Here is a 21,102-nt window from a genome sequence, read left to right as displayed (position 1 = left end):
GCTCAGCGCACCGTCCAGTCGATCGGCTCGGACCCGGCCGCGATCAGCAGGTCATTGGCGCGGCTGAACGGTCGGGACCCGAAGAATCCGTTGCGGGCCGACAGCGGTGAGGGATGGGCGCTGGCCAGATAGGGCACGTCACCCAGCATCGGCACCAGGGTCTGGGCGTCTCGGCCCCACAGGATGGCCACCAGCGGACCACCACGCTCGACCAGGGCCTCGATGGCGCGCTGGGTCACCCGTTCCCAGCCCTTGCCCCGGTGGGACGCCGACCTGCCCGGCTCGACGGTCAGGACCCGGTTGAGCAGCAGGACGCCCTGATCGAACCAGGCCGAGAGGTCGCCACTGCACGCCGGTGGGATGGCTAGGTCGGCCTGCAGCTCGGTGTAGATGTTGGCCAGGCTGCGCGGGACCGGGCGTACCTGGGGGGCGACGGAGAACGCGAGGCCGACCGGATGCCCGGGCGTGGGGTAGGGGTCCTGGCCCACGATCAGCACCCGTACGTCGGCCAACGGACGGGTGAAGGCGCGCAGCACCTGCGGTCCAGCCGGCAGATAGCTCCGGCCCGCGGCGATCTCCGCCCGCAGGAACTCACCCAAGGTCGCGATGGTGTCGGCCACGGGCTCCAGGGCCTCGGCCCAGTCTGGGCTGACGAGCTCAGCCAGTGCTCGACTCGTCACGGGGACCTCTTCTCCACGTCCGCGCCGGGGACGGTGGGCCCCGGCGGGCCGAGCTCGGTGGGTGGGGGCGCAGCGGACGAGGCCGGGGAGTCCGCCGGCGGGAGCGCCGCCGGCATCCGGGCGGCGATGGCTGCGGAGAGCAGCAGCAGGGCAGCTCCGGCGCCGAAGGCCACCGGGTAGGAGACCTGGTCGGCCAGGAATCCGGCCACCAGCGGTCCGACGATGGCGCCCACGTCGGAACACATGGAGAAGACGGCCACCGCGGTGCCGCCACGACCACCGGCGGCGTCGCCCACGGCTGCCGCCGGAGCGGTCCCCAAGAAGGCGGCGGCGACGCCGTACAGGCAGAGGAAGACGATCAGCCAGCCGATGTTCGGGGCGAACGGCACGGCCAGGATGGCCAGACCGGCCAGCAGGCCGCCGCCGATCATCGCGGGGCGACGGCCGACGGTGTCGACGAACTTGCCCGCTGGGCCGACCGCGACGGTCTGGGCCACCGACGCGCAGGCGAACGCCGCCCCGGTCCACGAAGTGGGGCGGTGCAACACCTCGACCACCAGCACCGGCACCAGCGCACTGCGGACACCGAAGGACGTCCAGCCCTGCGCCAGGTTGGTCATGCACGCCGCCTGATAGCGACGGTCACGCAGCACCTGCCGGAACGGCACCACGACGGCGGCGTCGGCCGGCGCCGACCGGCCGTCGCTGCGATGCAGCAGAGCCAGTCCGACGACGCCGGCGACGGCGAGCGTGACCGCGTAGAAGAAGAACGGTGCGGTGAGGGAGATCGCCGCAAGCAATCCGCCCACGGCGGGGCCGGCCATGCCGCCGATCAGGAAGCCCCCTTGATAGAACCCGGAGGCGCGGCCACGGATCTGCGGCGGAACCGAGTTGAGCAGCAAGGTCAGGGCGGACACCGTGAACATGGCCGAGCCGATGCCACCGACCCCGCGCAGCAGGAGCAGTTGCGGATAGCTCTGGGCCACCCCGGCCAGCCCGCTGGAGGCGGCGACCACGAAGATCCCGGTGGCCAGCACCAGCCGTTCGCCGGCCAGAGCGATCAGCCGACCACAGAACGGACTGGTCGCCAGTCGCATCAGGGCGAAGACGGAGACGATCGCCCCGACCTCGAGGTTACCGACGCCGAAGCTGCGGGCGAACACCGGCAGGACCGGCACCAGCACCCCGAACCCCACTGCTACGCAGAACGCGATCAGCCCCAGCACGATGACGTCTCGGGGGAGCGTCGTTCGACCACGCAGCCAGGTCCTGGCCCTTCTCGCCCCGTTCATCGCAGAACAGTCTGCACCCCCGCGCCGCTTTCGGCGTACCTGGGCCGTCTCGGCAGGCCTCGCTCTGCGGGTGAGTCGTGGGTGCTGGCAGTAGGAGCTCTCCGCTAACGTTGGGCGTTGTTCGGTTGCTCAAGGGAGGCTGTGCCGTGAAGTTCACTGACCGGGTCAGAGGGACACTCGCAGAGTGGCGTGAGCGGCCGCCGCTTGCCCCCGATATCGACCGGCCGCGTAGCATCGCGCCCGGGGCCTTCGTGGTCGCAACCGACCTGGCCGGGGAGTCCTCCGGTGACGTTCCGGTGGCCAAGATCAACACCCAGCCGCAGTCGGACGACGCGGTGCCGGCAGGCCTCCAGATCGCGGCCAGCTGGGCGTGGCGGGTCATCGTCATCGCCGCCATGCTCTGGGGCCTGGCCTGGGTGGGGCGCTACCTGTCCGAGGTCATGATCCCCCTCATGGTGGCGGTCCTGCTCTGCGCCTTGCTCAGCCCTCTGTGCAACCTGCTGAAGCGGGCCTCGATGCCGCGGGGTCTGGCTGTGGCCATCACCTTGATCGGTGGCTTCTTGGTGGTGAGCGGCACGATCACGTTGATCACCACCCAGATCGTCTCCCAGTCCTCCACCCTCGTCACCCAGGTGACCGAGGGCCTGGACCGGCTCGTCGCGTTCGTCGAGACCAGTCCGCTGATCCGGGGGACCGGCTTCGACGCTGCCCGGATCGACGAGTACGTCAACCAGCTGCAGAGCTTCGTCGTCGACTCCGGCAGCACCATCGCGCGCTACGCGGCGGAGGTGGGCGCGTCGGTGGGGCACTTCCTGGCCGGCTTCGCCATCGCCATCTTCGCCCTGTTCTACTTCCTCTACGACGGCCGGGGCATCTTCCGTTTTCTGCTGAACTTCCTGCCGCGGCCGGCTCGCCGGACCGTGGACGAGGCCGCGCTGCGGGGCTGGGCCTCTCTGGTGGCCTACGTCAGGGCCACCATCTTGGTCGCCCTGGTGGACGCGGTCGGTGTCCTCATCGCCGCCCTCATCCTCGGCGTCCCGTTGGCTCCGGCGCTGGCCGCCCTGGTGTTCCTCGGTGCCTTCGTGCCGCTGGTCGGTGCCTTCGTGTCCGGGTTCTTGGCCGTGATCGTGGCGCTGGTGGCGCTCGGCCCGATCAAGGCGCTCATCATGCTCGCCTGCATCGTGGCGGTGATGCAGATCGAGGGCCATGTGTTGCAGCCCTTCCTGCTCGGCCGCGCGGTGCACCTGCACCCGCTGGCCGTGCTGCTGGGCATCGCGGTCGGGGTGGTGGTGTCCGGCATCGTCGGCGCCCTGATGGCGATCCCGCTGCTCGCCTTCACCAAGACGTTCGTGCAGTCGCTGGTGGCGTCGCGGGAGGAGGCGGTCGACCAACCGGGAGTGGTGCCAGACCCGGACGGCTCGGTGCCGACCGACGCCGAGGCGGTGCCGAGTGACCTCGAGGGCCGCCCTTCTGCGTGAGCTGACCAGCGCGTGAGCTGAGGGCTGACGATCAGAGAGCGGAGCCCTTCTTGTAGTCAGCCCAGGACAGGTCCCAGTCGGTCCAGCCGTTGCCCTGCTCGAGTCCGCGGGCGCTGCCGGTGGTGATCACCGGGTCCCCGATCCTGACTTGACGAAACAGCCAGGCGGCGTCCGCGGTGCTCATCCCGATGCAGCCGTGACTGGCGTTGACCCGGCCGAAGTTGGCCGCGTTCCAGGGAGCGGCGTGCAGGAACTCGCCGCTGCTGGTGACCCGCAGTGCCCATTTCACCGACAGGTCGTACGCCTCGGGAGAGTTTTCGGAGATGCCGATCGTCTCCGACGCCATCCGGGTCGTCTCCAGCTTGGCCATCACGACCTTCGACCCACTGCGGGAGATGAAGCCGGGCTTGCCGCCGCTGACCGGGATGGTGCGAGCCAGCGAGCCGTCGACGTAGACCTTCGCCGTCTTGGTCGAGAGGTTGATCTTGGTGACCACGGAGTTGCCGATGGTGAAGCTGGTCGATGCCGAGTTCTGCCCGTAGATCCCGCGGCCGACGTTGACGCCGTTGAGATTGGCGTGAACGGTGACCTTGGTGCCGCTGCGCCAGTATTTCTTCGGACGGAAGTGGACTTCGCGGTCGCTGTACCAGTGCCAGCTGCCTTCCTGGGCCGGTGAGGATGTGACCGACAGCTGCTTTTGGACCTTCTGCCGGTCCGTGACCGGCAGGTCGAAGGTCAGGATCACCGGCATCCCGACACCGACGGTCGTGCCGCTCAGCGGGAACAGCGAGGTGAACGCTTGCTCGTCCAGGCTGAGCCGGTGGGTGGTGAAGGTGGTCTTGGTCGTGGTCGGGCCGCCGGCGCCCGTACCGGTCATGGTCAGCTGGTACGTCGCCGCGGGGTCGAGGCCGCCTGAGGCCCGCCAGGAGGACCCGTCCTCGGCCAGCGTCCCGTCGACCTTCACCGTTGCGGTCTTGCCGTTCTTGTCCTGAGCGCGATGGGAGAGGCTGACCTTGGTCAGCGTCCCGCCGGTGGCCTTGACCGAGACGATGGTGTCCACGGTGACGCCGCGGGCCCCGTCCTCGACGCTCGGCGTGAGGACCACGGGATCGGGTCGCGCTGCTGTGGACGTGCTCGCCGACGGCTGGCCCGGGCCGGTGCGTCCGCTGCCCGAGGCCGTCGATCGGGGTACGTCGGGGCCCTCACTGCGAGGCACGATCCCGCAGCCGGCGAGGCCGGCCGCGAACAGGGCGGCCCCGGCCGCCAGGCGGCGTCGGGTGAAGGCGGTGGTCGTGTCCATCGAGTCCTCGGTCTGGTTCGGCGGCGACGGGCTCCGGTCGGCCCGCCCCCTGGTGTACGCACGAGTGGTGTACGCACGAGTGGTGTACGCACGAGTGGTGTACGCACGAGTTGGTCTACGCACGGGCGCCCGGGGTTGGTTGCGTCCGGCTCAGCCCGGCTGCAAGAAGGTGTGCCCCTACCTCAGTTCAAGGGTGTCCCCGGCAGTGGATCTGGCGCGGCCGACGCGCTGGGTGGTTGCGGATCCGTTATCTCCCGACCGGCCAGCGGCTTCTCACGCATGGTCAGGGCAATGACCAGGGCGACGCCCATGAACGGCACGGCGACCAGGAAGACGTCATCCATGGCGAGCGTGAAAGCCTCCAGCACCCAGCCCTTGGCCGGTTCGGGCAGCGACTGGATGGCGGTGACGTCGTTGACCGAGGCACCAAGGCCGCCGCCGGGCCCGCCAGGCGTGTTCGCCGGAACGATCTGGGCCAGGTGGTGCGCCAGCCGGATGTTCAGCATGGCCCCGAACAATGCGGTCCCGATGGCGCCACCCATGGATCGGAAGAAGGTCACCGACGCGGTGGCCGCACCCAGGTGACGCCGTGACACCGAGTTCTGCACGGCGGTGACGACCACCTGCATCGTCAGCCCCAGGCCCGTACCGAAGACGAACATGTAGATCGCCATGATCCGATACGGGGTGTCGACGGCAAGGTTCGACAGCGCATACAGGGCACCGCCCACCAGCAGCGCGCCGGTGATCGGCATCCACTTGTAACGGCCGGTGCGGCTCATGATCTGGCCGCCGCCGATGGAGGTGGAGAAGAGGCCAACCACCAGCGGCAACATGGCCAGCCCGGACTCGGTGGCCGACATGGCTTTCACCGCCTGCAGATAGATCGGCAGATAGATCAGGCCGCCGAACATGCCGATGCCCATGATGGCGGCGAAGATGATGTTGGAGGTGAACGTCCAGTGGCCGAACAGCTCCATCGGGATGATCGGCTCTTTCACGCGGTGCTCGACCACGATGAACAGCGCCGCGAGGATGACGGTGGCCACCAGCAGGCCGACGCCCACCGCTGAGGTCCAGCCCACGTCCGGACCCGCCCACGACAGATAGAGGATCAGGCTGGTGACGGAGCCGACGATGGTGGCTGCGCCGAGGTAATCGACCGACGCGTCCCGCCGCACGTTCGGCAGCTTCAGGGCGATCGAGGTGATGACCAGGGCCGCGATGCCGATGGGGAGGTTGATGAAGAAGATCCACTCCCAGCCCAGATGGTCGGTGAACAGCCCACCGAGCAGCGGGCCCGCCACCGACGAGACGCCGAAGACGGCACCGAAGAGACCTTGGTATCTGCCGCGCTCCCGGGGTGGGATGACGTCGCCGATGACGGCCAGCGCCAGCGACATCAGCCCGCCACCGCCGAGGCCCTGGATCGCCCGGCCGATGATCATCACCTCGATGTCGGGCGACAACCCGCAGATCACCGATCCCACCAGGAACACGGCGATGGCGGCCTGGAAGATCGGTCGCCGGCCGACGATGTCGGAGATCTTGCCCCACAGAGGGGTGGCGGCCGTCGAGGTCAGCAGGTACGCCGTGACGACCCAGGAGAGCTTGTCCAACCCGCCCAGCTCGGAGGTGATCTTCGGCAGCGCGACGCCGACGATGCTCTGATCCAGGGCAGCGAGGAACATGCCGGCCATCAGGCCGCCCATGACGCCCAGGATCTGCCGAGGGCTGAGGTAGCCGTGCAGGGGCTCTTCGCCGCCGGGGCCGGGCGACGGCTCATTCGTCAGCGGCGGTGCTGTCGGCTCAGCCGCGGCGACGGCTTCCGGCTCGACCAGAGCACGGCGAGGGGTGTGCTCTTTCATGGCTGCTCCAGTTCGGCGGTGCTCTCGATGTCTGGTCCGAGCCGCTGCCGTAACAGCCGTCCGATGGACAGCAGGGCGTCCGGGACCGAGGCTTCGCAGCTGCGAGGCCGGTCGAGCGCGACGGCGGTCTGCATCATCCCAACGTAGAACCGTTTTCCGGAAAGCAACCAGAGGTCCCGCCAACGATTCTCCGACGGGGCGCCGAACCCTGAATGGACCCCGAACTGGAAAGGGAAATCTTCCAATCCAGAAGATTCGGTTTTACAGTTCACGCATGACGAACTCCACCGATCTGCCGGAGATCCTCGCCGATCTCGCTGCTGGACGTATCGACGCGGCCGAGGCCGCCCGCCGGATCGACGCTCTGTCGGCCGCCCCTGCGGAGCCCACGCCGGTCCGCGCCACTGCCGATGACGCCGTCGCTGCTGAGCCCACTGACCCAGAGCCGAACGGCGCAGAGCCGAACGGCGCAGGACCGACCGGCGCAGAACCGGCCGCTGCCGAGCCAAGCGACGCCGAGCTCGCCGACGACGACGCCTGGTCGTCGGCCACCGACCGACCTCAGTACGCCACCTACCGGACTGAGGCGTTCGCCGCCACCGCGGCGACCACCGAGGGCGACGCGGGTCTGCCCGAGCCTCAGCAGACACCCCCGGCCGAGCGGCGTAAGCCGAAGAACACCGGTGGCGTCGAGCGCATCTCCGTTCGCGCCGTGGGCCGCCGGGTCCGCATCGTGGGGGAGCCCTCGGTGGCGACCGTGTCGGCCGACGGCCCGCACGTGCTGCGCCGCAACGGCGCGGTCCTGGAGATCTCGAGCGACGGAGAGGTGGGGGCCTCGCTCGACGGCTTCAGCATCCTGCGCGCGACCCGGAGCCTGGACGACATCCGCAACCTCGGCTTGGGCAAGGAGCTGCTGCTCAAGGTGAACCCCGACATCGTGGTGGACGTGGAGGTGACCGCCGGCAGCCTCAACACCGAGCGGGTGCCTCACCTGGGCAAGGTGCGGGTCACCGCGGGCGGCGCCAAGATGCTTGATGTCGAGCAGGTGGACGACGCCTTGATCCAGGCTGGACAGGCCACTGTCAAAGGTTCCATCCGGACCGGCCGGTCTCGGATCCGGGCCGAGTCCGGTTCCTTGTCCATCCAGCTCGCCGACGACTCCAACGTCACGGTGACGGGGGAGTCCCAGCTGGGCCGGGTGACCTGGTCAGGCAGCCACACCGGGGCCGGCGACGAGGTCGTGATGGGCAACGGGAGCGCGAAGCTGGAGGTCGGGGTCGTGATGGGCCACGCCCAGGTGAAGGTCGGCAGCGACCACGACGGCTCGGCGGACGAGGCGTGAGCGAGCGGACCAGATCGAGCGGACGCGGGCACCGCCATGAGTACCGCGCTCCGCGCGACTGTCCGGTCTGCGGCGACCAGCTGGCGCTGACCCGGCTGGGCTGCGGCACCTGCGGCACCGAGCTGGCCGGTGTCTTCACCGCCTGCGACTTCTGCGCACTGGACGACGACGACTTGGAGATGCTGCGCGTCTTCCTGACCTCCCGCGGCAACCTGCGGGAGGTGGAGCGGCACCTCGGGGTCTCGTACCCGACGGCGCGGTTACGGTTCGCGCACCTGCTGGACAAGCTGGGTCTGGGTGAAGCCGAGCCGACGCCGGTGGGTCTGACCCGGGAGCAGGTTCTCTCGGAGGTCGCTTCCGGGGCGCTCAGCCCGGCCGAGGCCCAGCGGCTGCTGGCGGACCTGACCGCCGGCTGAGGCGGAGGGCCCGTAAGGGATGGTCAGGGCTGGAACGGCTCGACCTTCACCACGGTCACGTTGATCGGCTTGCCGTTGGGCGCCTCGTAGGTGACGGCGTCCCCCTTCTTCTTGCCGAGGATCGCTGATCCGAGCGGCGACTGCGGGCTGTAGACGTTGGTCTCATCCACCGCGCCGTCCAAGCCGAGCAGCTCGCGCGAACCCAGCAGGAACGTGTCGGTGTCGGACTCATCGCCGTCGAAGGCGATGGTCACCTGGGTGCCGGGGGCCACCTCGTCACTGTTGGCGGGTGCCTCGCCGACCTCAGCCCGCCGGAGCATGTCTGTCAGCTGCCGGATGCGGGCTTCCTGCTTCCCCTGCTCCTCGCGTGCCGCGTGGTAGCCACCGTTCTCCTTGAGGTCGCCCTCGTCGCGGGCGGCCGCGATCTTGGCGGAGATGTCGGCTCGTCCGGGACCGGAGAGGTAGTCGAGCTCCTCCTGGAGCTTCGTGTACGCCTCTTGGGTCAGCCAGATGGCCTGTCGCGTGTTTTCAGACATCGAACAAGCCTACCAATGATCACCGGGCACGCTTGCAGGCGCCGCGCCAGGCGGGGGGTGGAGGCCGCGCTCAGGCCAGCGAGCACCCCTTCACCGAGGCCGAGGTCGCCCGGCGCAGGGTCGTCAAGGTGACCGTCTTGTTCACCAGCGTCGCCTCACTCGCCTCCACTTCCACGTTCTGCTCCGCCACCCGGTCGAAGTCGATGGCTTGGGCGATCACCATGCAGGTCGCCGGCCGGGACGGGTCGCGGCGCTCGACCGTCAGGGTGATCTCGATCTGCTGGTCCGAGAGCACCTCATACGCCGCCACCTGACCAGATATCGCAGGGCGAGAGTGCACGGCGGCGCTCCAGACCAGCCAACCGAGGGCGACGGCGGTCCCCAGCGCGACGAGCGTGACCATCACCGGTCGGGGGATCCTGGCCTTCGGATAGCGGTCCAGCAGCCGGTCGGCGTTCTCACTCACCCCTGCATTCTGCCCGATCGAGCCGAACCCCCGGCCACACTGATCGCTGGAATCACCTGAGCCACTGCGGTTCGGCGGCATCGTGTTCGGGTCGGCGGGCGTGGGCACGGGCGAAGCCGATGTCGGGGCTCAGCGTGGGCGTGGCACCATGTGGGCCATGAAACACCCCGTTGCCGTGAGCCACCACACAGGTTCTGACCACCCCCCGCAGCGGGTCGACGCCGCGGGAGAGCCGCTGCGGCTGCTGCACGTCCACGCTCACCCCGACGACGAGTCGAGCAAGGGTGCGGCCACGACCGCCAAGTACGTCGCGGAGGGCGTTCAGGTCGTCGTCGCCACCTGCACCGGCGGAGAGCGCGGCTCGATCCTCAACCCGGCGATGGAGCGGCCCGACGTGCTGGCCAACATCGCTGAGATCCGCCGTCAGGAGATGGACCGGGCCCGCGACATCCTCGGGGTCGAGCAGGTCTGGCTCGGCTTCGTCGACTCGGGCCTGCCGGAGGGCGACCCGCTCCCGCCGCTGCCGGAGGGCTGCTTCGCCACCACCGACCTGGCTGAGGCGATGGCACCGCTGGTCGAGGTGATCCGCACCTTCCGGCCGCACGTGATGACCACCTACGACGAGAACGGCGGCTATCCGCACCCGGACCACATCCAGTGCCACAACATCTCGGTGGCGGCGTTCGAGGCGGCCGCCGACCCGACGGCCTACCCCGAGGCGGGTCCCGCCTGGCAGGTGCAGAAGCTCTACTACCAGTTCACCTTCCACCGGGACCGGATCGCGGCGCTCGACGCGGCCATGCGAGACCGGGGCCTGGAGTCGCCGTACGCGGAGCGGTTGGCGGACTGGGAACCGGACCCCGCCCACCAGGCGCGGTTGACCACCCGGGTGCCGTGCGCGGAGTACTTCGCTGTACGTGACCAGGCCCTGCTGGCCCACGCCACGCAGGTCGATCCCGAGGGCTCGTGGTTCGCCGTCCCGCTCGAGGTCCACCAGCAGGCCTGGCCGACCGAGGACTTCGAGCTGGTCAAGAGCCTGGTGGAGACCTCGGTGCCCGAGGATGACCTGTTCGCCGGCATCGCCCGACCGGCATCGGATACCGCGGTCGGCACCGGTGTGAAGGCCGCTGCGGACGGCGGGACTGCTCGATCGGGCGAGTAGAGTTTGCCCCATGATCTTCCTGCAGCTCGATCCGAACACGGTGAAACCCGGGTGGACACCGCTGATCATCCTGATCGGGTTGGCGCTCGTCATGGTGCTGCTCTATGTCAGCATGCGGCGGCAGTTCCGCAACATCTCCGTCCCCGACCGCCACGACGCTGCGCCGGGCGCAGCGGAGCAGTCGGAGGGGACTCCCGAGGTGGCCCCGCCCGCTGCCAGCTCGTCCGGCGCCAAGACCGACTGACCCGGCCGGCGGGGTTCGCGCAGCTCCGGCCGGTCTCCGTGCGGACCGGCGTCGTTGACCCAACTCTGATGTGAGCGTTAACATCGCAGCCCGGTGAGAATCCGACGGCTGGGGTACGTAGCCTCGGGGCCGGAGGGGGCAACGTCGACCCCGACGCCGGCACGAGGAGGATCGATCAGATGAGCATCACTGCCGACGTCGTCAAGGTGGTCGACCAGGTCCGTCGGGAGGTGGCCGCTCTGCACGCGGAGCTGCCACGCAACGAGCTGGTGGTCTGGACGGCGGGCAACGTGTCGGCCCGGGTCCCGGGTCACGACCTGCTGGTCATCAAGCCCTCCGGTGTGACCTACGACGAGCTGACGCCCGAGGCGATGGTGGTCACCGACCTCGACGGGCGCCTGGTCGAGGGCGACCGATCGCCGTCCTCGGACACCGCCGCGCACGCGTACGTCTACAAGCACCTGCCCGAGGTCAACGGTGTGGTCCACACCCACTCGACGTACGCCACCGCCTGGGCGGCGCGGGGTGAGTCGATCCCGTGCGTGCTGACGATGATGGCCGACGAGTTCGGCGGTGAGATCCCGATCGGGCCGTTCGCGCTGATCGGCGACGACTCCATCGGCCAAGGCATCGTGGAGACGCTGAGAGGCCACCGGTCGAAGGCGGTGTTGATGCGCAACCACGGCCCCTTCACCATCGGCCCGAGCGCCAAGGCCGCGGTCAAGGCCGCCGTACTCTGCGAAGAAGTGGCGCGGACCGTGCACATCTCCCGCCAGCTGGGCACCCCGCTGCCGATCCCGCAGACAGACATCGACCGGCTCTTCGACCGCTACCAGAACGCCTACGGGCAGAGATAAGGACCTCGATGACAACGACGCCGTACTGCTGGTTCCTGACCGGAAGCCAGGGCCTCTACGGCCCCGAGACGGTTGCCCAGGTGGTCGACCAGTCCCGCCAGATCGTCGACCAGCTGAACGCCTCCGACGAGCTGGCAGTGGAGGTGGTCTGGAAGCCGGTGCTGACGGACTCCGAGTCCATCCACACGCTGATTCTTCAGGCCAACAGCGACCCGAACTGCATCGGGGTGATCGCCTGGATGCACACCTTCTCGCCGGCCAAGATGTGGATCACCGGCCTGGACGCCCTGCAGACGCCGCTGCTGCACCTGCACACGCAGGCGAACACCGCGCTGCCGTGGGCCGAGATCGACATGGACTTCATGAACCTCAACCAGGCCGCGCACGGCGACCGGGAGTTCGGCTACATCCAGACCCGGCTGGGCGTCGCGCGCAAGACCGTGGCCGGTCACGTGTCCGACCCCGTCGTCGCGGCGCGGATCGGCGCCTGGCAGCGGGCCGCGGTCGGGCACGCGGCCATCCGGTCGCTGAAGCTGGCCAGGTTCGGTGACAACATGCGCGACGTCGCCGTCACCGAGGGGGACAAGGTCGAGGCTCAGCTGCGGTTCGGCGTCTCGGTCAACACCTACGGGGTGAACGACCTGGTGGCCGTGGTCGACCAGGTCTCCGACGCCGAGATCGACTCCCTGGTGACCGAGTACGCCGACCTCTACGACGTCGCGCCCGAGCTGGCCGTGGGCGGTGAACGGCACGAGTCGCTGCGCTACGGGGCCCGGATCGAGGCCGGTCTGCGGACCTTCCTCACCGACGGCGGCTTCGGGGCCTTCACCACCAACTTCGAGGACCTGGGCGGACTCCGCCAGCTGCCCGGTCTGGCTGTCCAGCGGCTGATGGCCGACGGCTACGGCTTCGGCGGCGAAGGTGACTGGAAGACCTCGGTGATGCTGCACACGGTCAAGGCGATCGGTCGGGGCAAATCCGGTGGCACCTCGTTCATGGAGGACTACACCTACCACCTGGGTGCCGGCAGTCATAAGATCCTCGGCGCGCACATGCTGGAGGTCTGCCCGACCATCGCCGGTGACAAGCCGACGCTGGAGATCCACCCGCTCGGCATCGGTGACCGGGAGGACCCGGTCCGTCTGGTCTTCACCGCGGCACCCGGTCCGGCCACGGTTCTCGGCATCTGCGACCTGGGGGAGCGGTTCCGGCTGGTGCTCAACGAGGTCGATGTGGTCGAGCCCGACGAGCCGCTGCCCAACCTGCCGGTGGCTCGCGCCGTCTGGGAGCCCCGACCGGACCTCCCCACCTCGGCCGAGTGCTGGCTCACGGCGGGCGGCCCGCATCACACGGTGCTGTCCTCAGCGGTCACCACCGAGGAGCTGGAGGACTTCGCGGCGATGGTGAGCACCGAGCTGTTGATCATCGACGGCTCGACCACCCGGCGGGAGTTCGCCAAGGAGATCCGCTGGAACCAGGTCTACCACCGGATCGGGATGGGATTCTGACCCCGGCGTTTCCCGCGGCGCCAGTCGGGTAAGACTGTCAGTCATGACGACTTCCAACTATGCCCAACCAGCAGCAACGCTCAGCAATGGTGCGATGCCCCTGCTCGGCTTCGGAACCTGGCAGATCGAGGACTCCGAGGTCACCGATGCGGTGCTTGCCGCGCTCGACGCCGGCTACCGCCACATCGACACGGCCACCGGCTACGGCAACGAGGCCGGGATCGGCAAGGCGCTCGCCTCCGCCGGTCTCCCGCGCGACGAGGTGTTCGTGACCACGAAGATGCCGCCGGACAACGTCGGCCGCGAGCGCCAGACGCTGGAGGAGTCCCTGACCAAGCTGGGGCTCGACCACGTCGACCTGTGGCTGGTGCACTGGCCGCCGAACAAGCAGGCGACCCCCGAGGCCTGGGAGCAGTTCGTCGCGGCACAGAACGACGGGCTCGCCCGGTCGATCGGTGTCAGCAACTACTCGCTGGCCCAGATCGACGAGCTCATCGACGCCACCTCGGTCGCGCCGGCGGTCAACCAGATCAAGTGGGGGCCGGCGTTGTATGACTCCTCGATCGTGTCGGGGCTGTCCGACCGCGGAGTGGTGCTCGAGGGCTACAGCCCGTTCAAGGCGACCAACCTCGAGGACCCGACCCTGGTCTCGATCGCGGCGGCGCACGACGCCACCACAGCGCAGATCGTGGTGGCCTGGCACGTCCAGCACGGTTTCGTCGTGATCCCGAAGTCGACCCAGCCGGAGCGGATCGTGGCCAACGCCGCGGGCGCCAAGGTCCAGCTCAGTGACGACGAGGTCAAGGCCATCGACGGGCTGTCCGAGGTCGGCTGACGTCCTCGCCCAGCTCACCGGCTCTCCGGCCGGTCATCGCCAGGTTTCGCCCTGCGGTGGCCGGCCGGTCGGCTGTCCGGGGGCTCCCAGACGGCGCCCGGCCGGTCGACGGCCCCCTGCCGCTGACAGCGGCGCCCGGCGACGGCAGCGGTTTGCGCGAGAAGCGAACGGGTATTGAGCATCTGGAATTAGTGCGGCTCCAACTGGTCGCGCACCGCGCAGCCGTCCGGGTGTCCCGGCGGTGGGAGAGAGGACCGCCATGGCAGATCGAGCGCGAAGCCGGATCTTCACGATGGCGGCAGTGGCGGCCGCCCTGTTGCTGGTTGCCGGGTGCGCCAAGGGCGTCTCGCAGGAGTCGGCTCCCACCCCCGGGCAGTTCGAGCCCACGGCCCAGCTGAGCGGGTCGCTCCAGGTCCTGGGCTTCGGCGCCGGCGACGAGATCGCCACGACGCGGCTCGACCTGGCCAAGAAAGCGATCGCCCCGGTGTCGGTGAAGCTGACCGAGGGTGACCTCGACGTCCAGCAGTTCCTTTCCGCTGTCGCATCCGGCAAGCCGCCGGCCCTCATCTACGCCAACCGCGACCAGATCGGCACCTTCGCCTCCCGCGGCGCCATCATGGCCCTGGACGAGTGCATCGCCGGTGAGCAGATGACCACCGCCGACTTCGTCCCGGCCGCGCTGGCCCAGGTGACGTTGAACGACACCGTCTACGCCATACCCGAGTTCAACCAGGTACAGGTCATCCAGGCGAACGAGAAGCTGCTGTCCCAGGCCGGTCTCACCACCGCCGATGTCAATGGCAGCGACTGGGCCAAGATCACCGCGGCGACCAGCAAGCTGACTCAGAACAAGAACGGCAAGCTGCAGGTCATCGGCTTCGACTCCAAGCTGCCGGAGTTCCTGCCCCTGTGGTCCAAGGCCAACGGCGTCGACCTGGTGTCGGCCGACGGGCGCACGGCCCAGCTGAACGATCCCAAGGTGGTGGAGGCGCTCACGTTCGCGGTCGAGATCTACAAGCTCCAGGGTGGGTTCGGCAAGGTCAAGGCCTACCGGGACTCGGCCGACTTCTTCGGCTCCGGGAACCAGTTCGCCATCAACACCCTCGGCGCCATGCCGATGGAGCAGTGGTATGTGAATGTGCTCAACGACGTGTCCCCGGACGCGCCGATGGCGTTCGACACCTTCCACACCCGCACCGGCGAGACGATGGCCTATGCCACCGGGTCGGCCTGGGCCATTCCCAAGGGCAGCCCGAACGCGGCCGCAGCCTGTCGCTTCATCAAGACGATGACCGCTGTCGACAGCTGGACCGCCGCGGCGAAAGTGCGGGCCGATGCGCGGGCGCAGGAGAAGAAGCCCTTCACCGGTGTGCTGACGGCCAACACCGTGGCCGACGCCGCGATCAAGGCCATGGTCACGCCGGGCGAAGCCAAGTGGGACGCCGGTACGGCGGCGATCTACGCGGCCAACGACCACACCTTCTCGCAGCCCGCCATCCCGGCCGATGCGGAGTTCAAGACCGCGTGGCAGGACGCTGTCAACCGGGTTCTCAATGGTCAACAGGAGCCGCAGGCTGCACTGGACAAGGCGCAGCAGGAAGGTCAGGCGGCGCTGGACAAGGCCTGGGCTGACTGGCAGGGACGGTGAAGCTGCGGTCGAAGGCCCGCCGCGTCGAGGTCCGAGCCGCACTCTTGTTCATCAGTCCCTGGCTCGTCGGGTTCGCGATCTTCACCTTGTGGCCGGTTGGCTACAGCGCCTATCTGTCGCTGACCGACTACGACGTGATCAACAACCCGAGCTTCGTCGGGCTGGCCAACTACCGTGAGCTGGTCGCCGATCCCAAGGTGGCACTGGCGCTGGCCAACACCGCGTACTTCACGGTGATCCAGGTCCCGCTGCACGTCATCTTGGCGCTGGCACTGGCCATCCTGCTCAACCGTGCGGGACGGTCCTCGGGGTTCTTCCGGACAGCGTTCTTCTTGCCCAAGATGACCCCGCCGGTGGCGGTCGGCATCTTGTTCCTGCTGCTGTTCAACGGTCAGAGTGGCCTGATCAACGAGGTGCTGAGCTGGTTCGGCATCGCTGGTCCGGCCTGGACCACCGATCCCGGCTGGGTCAAGCCGGGCCTCATCTTGATGAGTCTGTGGGCGATCGGCTCGTCGGTGGTCATCTTCTTGGCCGCGCTGCGCAACGTGCCGGCCGAGCTGTACGACTCGGCGCGGGTCGACGGGGCCAACCGCTGGCAGCAGACGATCAGCGTGACCGTGCCGATGATCTCGGGGACGATCTTCTTCGTCACGGTGGTCAACACCATCGCCTCGTTCCAGTCCTTCTCCGAGGCGTACACCGCGTTCTTCGGCTCCGGCAACAGCACCTACAGCAATGACGCCGCACTGTTCTACGCCATCTATCTCTTCCAGCAGGCGTTCGAGTATCTGCACATGGGCTATGCCTCGGCGATGGCGTGGCTGTTGTTCGTGATCATCCTGATCGTCACGGTGATCCAGCTCCGCGTCTCGAAGCGGTTCGTCTATCTGGAGGGGGACCAGCGATGACTGCGGTGACAGGAGTTCGCCAGCCAGGCGCCGTGGATGCGGCCAAGGCCGGGGCTGCGGTCGGACAGCGCCCGCGCCGCCGGCGGAGCCGGGTGGGCAAGATCGTCACCGTGGTGCTGTTGTCGCTGTGCACCATCGTCTTCATCTATCCGTTCATCTGGCTGATCAGCGCCTCGTTCAAGCCACGGGGGGAAGTGTTCGACAACAAGCTCATCCCCGACACCTTCACCCTCGACAACTACATCAACGTGTGGAGCGAGGCGCCGATGGCGCTGTGGATCGCCAACACCGCGCTGGTGACCGTCCTCGCGGCGGGTGCGGTGACGATCTCCAGCTCGATGGTCGCGTGGGGCTTCGCCTACTTCCGGTTCCCGCTGCGCAACTTCTTGTTCGGCCTGCTGCTGGCCACGATGATGATGCCCGGCGCGGTGACCATGATCCCGACGTTCCTGATCTGGAACAGCCTCGGCATGGTGGGTACGCTCACCCCGCTGTGGGCCGGCAACCTGTTCGGGTCCGCCTTCTACATCTTCCTGCTCCGGCAGTTCTTCCTCGGACTGCCCCGGGAGCTGTTCGAGGCGGCACGGGTCGACGGGGCCAACAACTGGAGCATCTTCTGGCGGATCGCCGCCCCGTTGTGCAAGCCCGCCCTGGTGGTCACGTTGCTGTTCGAGCTGCAGGCCGCCTGGACCGACCTGATGCGACCGTTGATCTATCTGCGCGACTCCTCGACCTTCACCGTCCCCCGTGGCCTGAAGTCACTGGTCGACCAGTACGGTTTCGGTGGTGAGTGGCACTGGGAGATCGTGGTGACGGCGTCGACCATCACCACCATCCCGATGATTCTCATCTTCTTCCTCGGCCAGCGACACTTCGTCGAGGGCATCGCCACCACCGGCACCAAGGGCTGAGCGACACCGACCGGCTGTCAGCACCGACCGCACCCCCCAAGCATCGAGCAAAGGACACCGCGCACATGAACCCAGACGCACCGCTGGCTCTGGTTGTCGGCGCCTCCCGCGGGCTCGGGCTGCTGATCGCCCGAGAGCTGGGGGAGCGCGGCCACCGGCTGGTGATCGCCGCCCGCAGCTCAGAGGAGCTGGCCGTCGCCCGGGCTGATCTCGCCTCGCTGGGCTACCTCGTCGACACCCGGGTATGCGACGTGTCCGACCACGAGCGGGTGGACGAGTTGATCGCCGACGTCGAGCAGCACCTGGCTCCGATCGAGGTGGCCATCGTGGTGGCCGGCATCATCCAGGTGGGTCCGCTCGCGGAGATGGACAGGTCCCACTTCGAGGAGGCCATCAACATCATGCTGTGGGGGCCGATCAACACGGCGCTGGCGCTGGTGCCGACGATGCGGGAGCGAGGCCGTGGCCGGTTCGGGGTCATCACCTCGGTGGGCGGCACGGTCTCCGTGCCGCACCTGCTGCCATACAGCACCGCCAAGTTCGGCGCCGTCGGGTTCACCAACGGGCTGCGCTCGGAGCTGTCCGGGACCGGTGTCACCGTGACCACCGTGGTGCCGGGTCTGATGCGCACCGGTGCCCATCTGCGCTCGAAGATCACCGGCAACCGCACCCGTGAGTACGCCTGGTTCGCCACCGCCTCGTCGCTGCCTCTGGTTGCGATGGACGCGGAGCGGGCGGCGAGAAGGATCGTCGAGGGCGTGCTCGTCGGTCGCTCGATGGTGGTGCTCACACCGCTGGCCAAGATCGGCATGCGGGTCAACGGACTGTTCCCCGGGCTGACCTCGGCCGCGCTCGGTCTCACCGCGCGGCTGCTGCCCAAGCCGACGCCGGGCGGTCCTGCTGCCACGGTCGACGGCTACGAGGTGGAGGCCGAGATGTCTCCCGGCGCACGCCGGGTGCTGCGTGGTTTGACCGTGTTGGGTTCGCGGGCGGCCCGACGGTTCAACGAGACCCGCTGACCGCAGTCGGCCCCGGTCGGGTGCCCGGTCCCCGGCGCCGCTGAGGGCCGCGTACGATCTCGCTCGACCAGAGACCGACAGCGGCAGCGAGGCATGCGATGGCGACGAACCCGAGAACCGACGGCTCCTACTCCTTCGCCCGGGACTGGGTGGCGCGGACGGTGGCCGAGGGACGGCTGCCGGTGGCGGCCTTCGGCGTGGTGACGTCGGAGGGCATTCAGCAGCTGGAGGCGTTCGGCAGCTGCGACGGCCGTACTGCGGCCGTCGACGACCACTGGGCGTTGTTCTCGGTCACCAAGCCGATCATCGGGCTGGTCGCGATGCGCCTGGTGGAGCGGGGGATGCTGTCACTGAACACGCCGCTGTCCGTGGCCGTGCCCGGGTTCGGGGCGGACCGCTCGGATGTGATCACCCTGCGTCACCTGATGACCCACACCGCCGGCCTGGATGACCCGCCGTTGGACGCGCCCGGCCTCGCCGAGCGGCTGGCGGTCGCCGGACGGATCTTCCCGGCCGGGACCATGCAGAAATACTCCAACCTCGCCTTCGTGGGCATCCAGGCGCTGGTCGAGCAGGCCTCGGGTCAGAGCCTGGCCAGTCTGGTGGCAGCGCTCGACGACCTGCCGGGGGTGACCGGCCTGACTTTCGACGACGGCTGCGACGCGCACCCGGTGCTGCGCACCCGGGAGGCGGGTCTGAACTATCCGGCGATGCAGGCGCTCGACCACCCGGCGGCCGGGCTCTACGCCACCGCAGCCGACCTGCTCGGGCTCGGTCAGGCGCTGCTGCAGACCCACAAGGGCACGGCGGCACCGCTGGTGCATCCCACCACGCTGCAGGCGATGCTGCGCAACCAGACGGCGCAGCTCCCCACCATCGGGCTCGGTCCCGACCAGGTGGGGCCCGACTACGGACTGACCTGGTGCCTTCCCGGCGCGTCACCGGACTTCCTCTATCCGGACTTCTACGGCCACGGCGGCTGGTCCGGCGCGGCCTGGTGGATCTATCCGGCACTTGATGCGGCCTTCGTGTTGATGACCAACGTCTTGGATCCCCTCACCCACGGTGGGGTCGACGTCACTGAGCTGCACAACGCCGTCACGGCTGGGGTGCCGCTGCGCTGAGTTGATCAGGTGCTCAGCGGCATCGAGATGATCATCTACTACGCCCCGACCATCCTGACCGAGAACGGCTTCTCCACCACCGCGGCACTGCGGGTCAGTGTCGCGCTCGGGGTGACCTACCTGGTCATGATGATCCGTCGGTCTGGCGATCGTGGACCGGGTCGGACGCCGGCGCCTGACCATGATCATGGTTCCCGGTGCCGCTCTCAGCCTGTCCGAGCTCACCGGTCACATCCCGGAACAGATCGAGATCCGGTTGCACGAGGGTCGGTTCCGGCCGAACGAGTTCTCCGCCGCGGACGCCCGCGGCTAGCCGGCAGCAGTGGGCTCCAGCCCGCCGGTGGACGAGCGGACGATCAGTCGGTGCGGCACCAGGTAGACCGCGCCGGGTGAGCGGTCACCGTCGATCCGGCGGATCAGGGCGTCGAGAGTCTGCTCCGCCAGGTGCGCCAGATCCGGTGCGACGGTGGTCAGGGCCGGGGTGACGTACTCGCCGTCGACGACGTTGTCCCAGCCGACCACGGCGACGTCATCGGGCACCCGCACGCCGGCAGCGAGCAGGGCCCGGATCGCACCGATGGCCATCAGGTCGCTGGCACAGACCAGCGCGTCCAGGTCTCGGACCCGGTCGAGCACCTCGACGGCACCCTGGGCGCCCGCCTCCCGGGTGAAACGGATACCGGGCGCCACCGCTGCGGACGGCAGGCTCAACCCGTGGCCGGCGAGCGCGTCCCGGCAGCCGGCCAGCCGTACCTCACCGAGAGCGCCAACCCGCCCCGGCTGGGCACCGAGGAAGCCGATCGAACGACGACCAGTATCGACGAGATGCTCGATCACGTCGCGGGAGGAGGCATGGTTGTCGATGGCCACGTAGTCGGCGGTGCTGTGATCGAGGTGCTGGCCCAGCAACACCATCGGGAAGTCCCGGCTGCGGGCGGCCAGCCGCTCGGGGTTGAGCGCGAACGGGCTGATGATCACCCCGTCGATGCCGTGCCCGGGATAGCCGGAGGCCGCCTGGTGCTCCTGCTCGACGTTGCCGCCCGTCTCGTCGATCAGCAACCGATAGCCACGCGGTGCGGCGGCGGTGATCAGGGCGTGCGCCAGCGCACCGAGGTAAGGCTCGTCGATCCGGGGGACCACCAGGGTGATGAGGTGACTGCGGCCGGACTGGAGCTGCCGGCCGGCGCGCGATGGCCGGTAGTCCAGCTCGGCAATGGCAGCGAGGACGCGCTCGCGCGTCTCCTGCTTCACGTAGGGCCGCTCGTGCACCACGTTGGTGACCGTCTTCAGCGACACCCCGGCCAGGGCGGCGACGTCTTTGATCCCGGGCGTCCGGGCCTCGCGGGCGGGGGACCGGTCGGCCGGGTTCAACTGCGACATGTCTCGTGTCTATCGGACTCTTGACAATGCGACAATTCGTACGCCATGGTTTCTAACGTTAGAACTTGCTGCTAGAGGCCGGCGGTACGCCGTCCGACGCCTTGCTGCTTTCTCCCACGCCGCACCCC

At 68.7% G+C, this 21,102-nt stretch carries 22 protein-coding genes; 14 read left to right on the top strand and 8 right to left on the bottom strand.

Annotation, left to right across the window (positions count from 1 at the left end):
* Positions 1 to 2: 2 nt before the first annotated feature.
* On the bottom strand, positions 3 to 680 hold the full coding sequence (locus AC1XX3_RS08275) for a uracil-DNA glycosylase (protein WP_483320614.1): 678 nt from the start codon (positions 678 to 680) through the stop codon (positions 3 to 5).
* Positions 677 to 1,972: an MFS transporter gene (locus tag AC1XX3_RS08270; RefSeq protein WP_483320613.1), complete on the bottom strand. Its 1,296-nt coding sequence runs from the start codon at positions 1,970 to 1,972 to the stop codon at positions 677 to 679. Before AC1XX3_RS08270 ends, AC1XX3_RS08275 begins: the two co-directional genes overlap by 4 nt.
* Before the next feature lie 251 nt (positions 1,973 to 2,223).
* On the opposite strand from AC1XX3_RS08270, the gene AC1XX3_RS08265 reads away from it, so the two are divergent.
* Positions 2,224 to 3,450: an AI-2E family transporter gene (locus tag AC1XX3_RS08265; RefSeq protein ID WP_483320612.1), complete on the top strand. Its 1,227-nt coding sequence runs from the start codon at positions 2,224 to 2,226 to the stop codon at positions 3,448 to 3,450.
* A 31-nt stretch (positions 3,451 to 3,481) separates the two neighbouring features.
* Here AC1XX3_RS08265 and AC1XX3_RS08260 read toward each other — a convergent pair whose 3' ends face one another.
* From AC1XX3_RS08260 to AC1XX3_RS08250, 3 genes are all read right to left on the bottom strand, one after another.
* A complete protein-coding gene (locus tag AC1XX3_RS08260) occupies positions 3,482 to 4,750 on the bottom strand; it encodes a L,D-transpeptidase (protein ID WP_483320611.1) in 1,269 nt (422 codons plus the stop codon).
* A 182-nt stretch (positions 4,751 to 4,932) separates the two neighbouring features.
* A complete protein-coding gene (locus AC1XX3_RS08255) occupies positions 4,933 to 6,618 on the bottom strand; it encodes an MDR family MFS transporter (protein WP_483320610.1) in 1,686 nt (561 codons plus the stop codon).
* Positions 6,615 to 6,752 carry a hypothetical protein gene (locus tag AC1XX3_RS08250; protein WP_483320609.1) on the bottom strand — a complete coding sequence of 46 codons (138 nt, stop codon included), beginning with the start codon at positions 6,750 to 6,752 and terminating at the stop codon, positions 6,615 to 6,617. The genes AC1XX3_RS08255 and AC1XX3_RS08250 overlap by 4 nt, the downstream gene beginning before the upstream one ends.
* A 140-nt stretch (positions 6,753 to 6,892) precedes the next feature.
* Between AC1XX3_RS08250 and AC1XX3_RS08245 the strand changes: the two genes are divergently transcribed.
* Together AC1XX3_RS08245 and AC1XX3_RS08240 are read left to right on the top strand one after the other, a co-directional pair.
* Positions 6,893 to 7,960, top strand: a complete 1,068-nt coding sequence (locus tag AC1XX3_RS08245) for a hypothetical protein (RefSeq protein WP_483320608.1) — start codon at positions 6,893 to 6,895, stop codon at positions 7,958 to 7,960.
* On the top strand, positions 7,957 to 8,376 hold the full coding sequence (locus AC1XX3_RS08240) for a DUF2089 family protein (RefSeq protein ID WP_483320607.1): 420 nt from the start codon (positions 7,957 to 7,959) through the stop codon (positions 8,374 to 8,376). Before AC1XX3_RS08245 ends, AC1XX3_RS08240 begins: the two co-directional genes overlap by 4 nt.
* Positions 8,377 to 8,399: 23 nt before the next feature.
* Here the strand turns inward: AC1XX3_RS08240 and greA are convergent, their stop codons facing one another.
* Together greA and AC1XX3_RS08230 are read right to left on the bottom strand one after the other, a co-directional pair.
* Positions 8,400 to 8,912, bottom strand: a complete 513-nt coding sequence (gene greA, locus AC1XX3_RS08235) for a transcription elongation factor GreA (RefSeq protein WP_483320606.1) — start codon at positions 8,910 to 8,912, stop codon at positions 8,400 to 8,402.
* Positions 8,913 to 8,982: 70 nt separating this feature from the next.
* Positions 8,983 to 9,378 (bottom strand): DUF4307 domain-containing protein, encoded by a 396-nt coding sequence (locus AC1XX3_RS08230; protein ID WP_483320605.1) that lies wholly within the window; start codon positions 9,376 to 9,378, stop codon positions 8,983 to 8,985.
* A gap of 157 nt (positions 9,379 to 9,535) precedes the next feature.
* Between AC1XX3_RS08230 and mca the strand changes: the two genes are divergently transcribed.
* The 11 genes from mca (at position 9,536) to AC1XX3_RS08175 (ending at position 19,907) form a co-directional block, all read left to right on the top strand.
* On the top strand, positions 9,536 to 10,540 hold the full coding sequence (gene mca / locus AC1XX3_RS08225; protein ID WP_483320604.1) for a mycothiol conjugate amidase Mca: 1,005 nt from the start codon (positions 9,536 to 9,538) through the stop codon (positions 10,538 to 10,540).
* Between the two features lie 10 nt (positions 10,541 to 10,550).
* Positions 10,551 to 10,784, top strand: coding sequence for a hypothetical protein (locus tag AC1XX3_RS08220; RefSeq protein ID WP_483320603.1), 234 nt, complete (start codon positions 10,551 to 10,553; stop codon positions 10,782 to 10,784).
* Positions 10,785 to 10,963: 179 nt separating this feature from the next.
* Positions 10,964 to 11,641 (top strand): L-ribulose-5-phosphate 4-epimerase, encoded by a 678-nt coding sequence (locus tag AC1XX3_RS08215; RefSeq protein WP_483320602.1) that lies wholly within the window; start codon positions 10,964 to 10,966, stop codon positions 11,639 to 11,641.
* Positions 11,642 to 11,649: 8 nt separating this feature from the next.
* Complete coding sequence (gene araA / locus AC1XX3_RS08210) at positions 11,650 to 13,149, top strand: L-arabinose isomerase (RefSeq protein ID WP_483320601.1); 1,500 nt, start codon at positions 11,650 to 11,652, stop codon at positions 13,147 to 13,149.
* A 43-nt stretch (positions 13,150 to 13,192) separates the two neighbouring features.
* A complete protein-coding gene (locus AC1XX3_RS08205) occupies positions 13,193 to 13,984 on the top strand; it encodes an aldo/keto reductase (protein WP_483320600.1) in 792 nt (263 codons plus the stop codon).
* Between the two features lie 259 nt (positions 13,985 to 14,243).
* Positions 14,244 to 15,632, top strand: a complete 1,389-nt coding sequence (locus AC1XX3_RS08200) for a type 2 periplasmic-binding domain-containing protein (protein WP_483320599.1) — start codon at positions 14,244 to 14,246, stop codon at positions 15,630 to 15,632.
* Positions 15,629 to 16,540 (top strand): carbohydrate ABC transporter permease, encoded by a 912-nt coding sequence (locus AC1XX3_RS08195; RefSeq protein WP_483320598.1) that lies wholly within the window; start codon positions 15,629 to 15,631, stop codon positions 16,538 to 16,540. Before AC1XX3_RS08200 ends, AC1XX3_RS08195 begins: the two co-directional genes overlap by 4 nt.
* Complete coding sequence (locus AC1XX3_RS08190; RefSeq protein ID WP_483320597.1) at positions 16,537 to 17,451, top strand: carbohydrate ABC transporter permease; 915 nt, start codon at positions 16,537 to 16,539, stop codon at positions 17,449 to 17,451. The genes AC1XX3_RS08195 and AC1XX3_RS08190 overlap by 4 nt, the downstream gene beginning before the upstream one ends.
* 65 nt (positions 17,452 to 17,516) lie before the next feature.
* Positions 17,517 to 18,470 (top strand): SDR family NAD(P)-dependent oxidoreductase, encoded by a 954-nt coding sequence (locus tag AC1XX3_RS08185; protein ID WP_483320596.1) that lies wholly within the window; start codon positions 17,517 to 17,519, stop codon positions 18,468 to 18,470.
* Positions 18,471 to 18,568: 98 nt separating this feature from the next.
* A complete protein-coding gene (locus tag AC1XX3_RS08180; protein WP_483320595.1) occupies positions 18,569 to 19,594 on the top strand; it encodes a serine hydrolase domain-containing protein in 1,026 nt (341 codons plus the stop codon).
* Between the two features lie 151 nt (positions 19,595 to 19,745).
* Entirely contained in the window at positions 19,746 to 19,907 is a 162-nt protein-coding gene (locus tag AC1XX3_RS08175; RefSeq protein ID WP_483320594.1) for a hypothetical protein, read from the top strand.
* Here the strand turns inward: AC1XX3_RS08175 and AC1XX3_RS08170 are convergent.
* Positions 19,904 to 20,974 (bottom strand): LacI family DNA-binding transcriptional regulator, encoded by a 1,071-nt coding sequence (locus AC1XX3_RS08170; RefSeq protein ID WP_483320593.1) that lies wholly within the window; start codon positions 20,972 to 20,974, stop codon positions 19,904 to 19,906. The two genes, AC1XX3_RS08175 and AC1XX3_RS08170, sit on opposite strands and share 4 nt — an antisense overlap.
* Positions 20,975 to 21,102 lie beyond the last annotated feature (128 nt).

The sequence above is a fragment of the Microlunatus sp. M237 genome (assembly GCF_056896895.1).
Note: the sequence above shows the minus strand (reverse complement) of the source record. Positions and strands in the feature narration are given on the sequence as shown.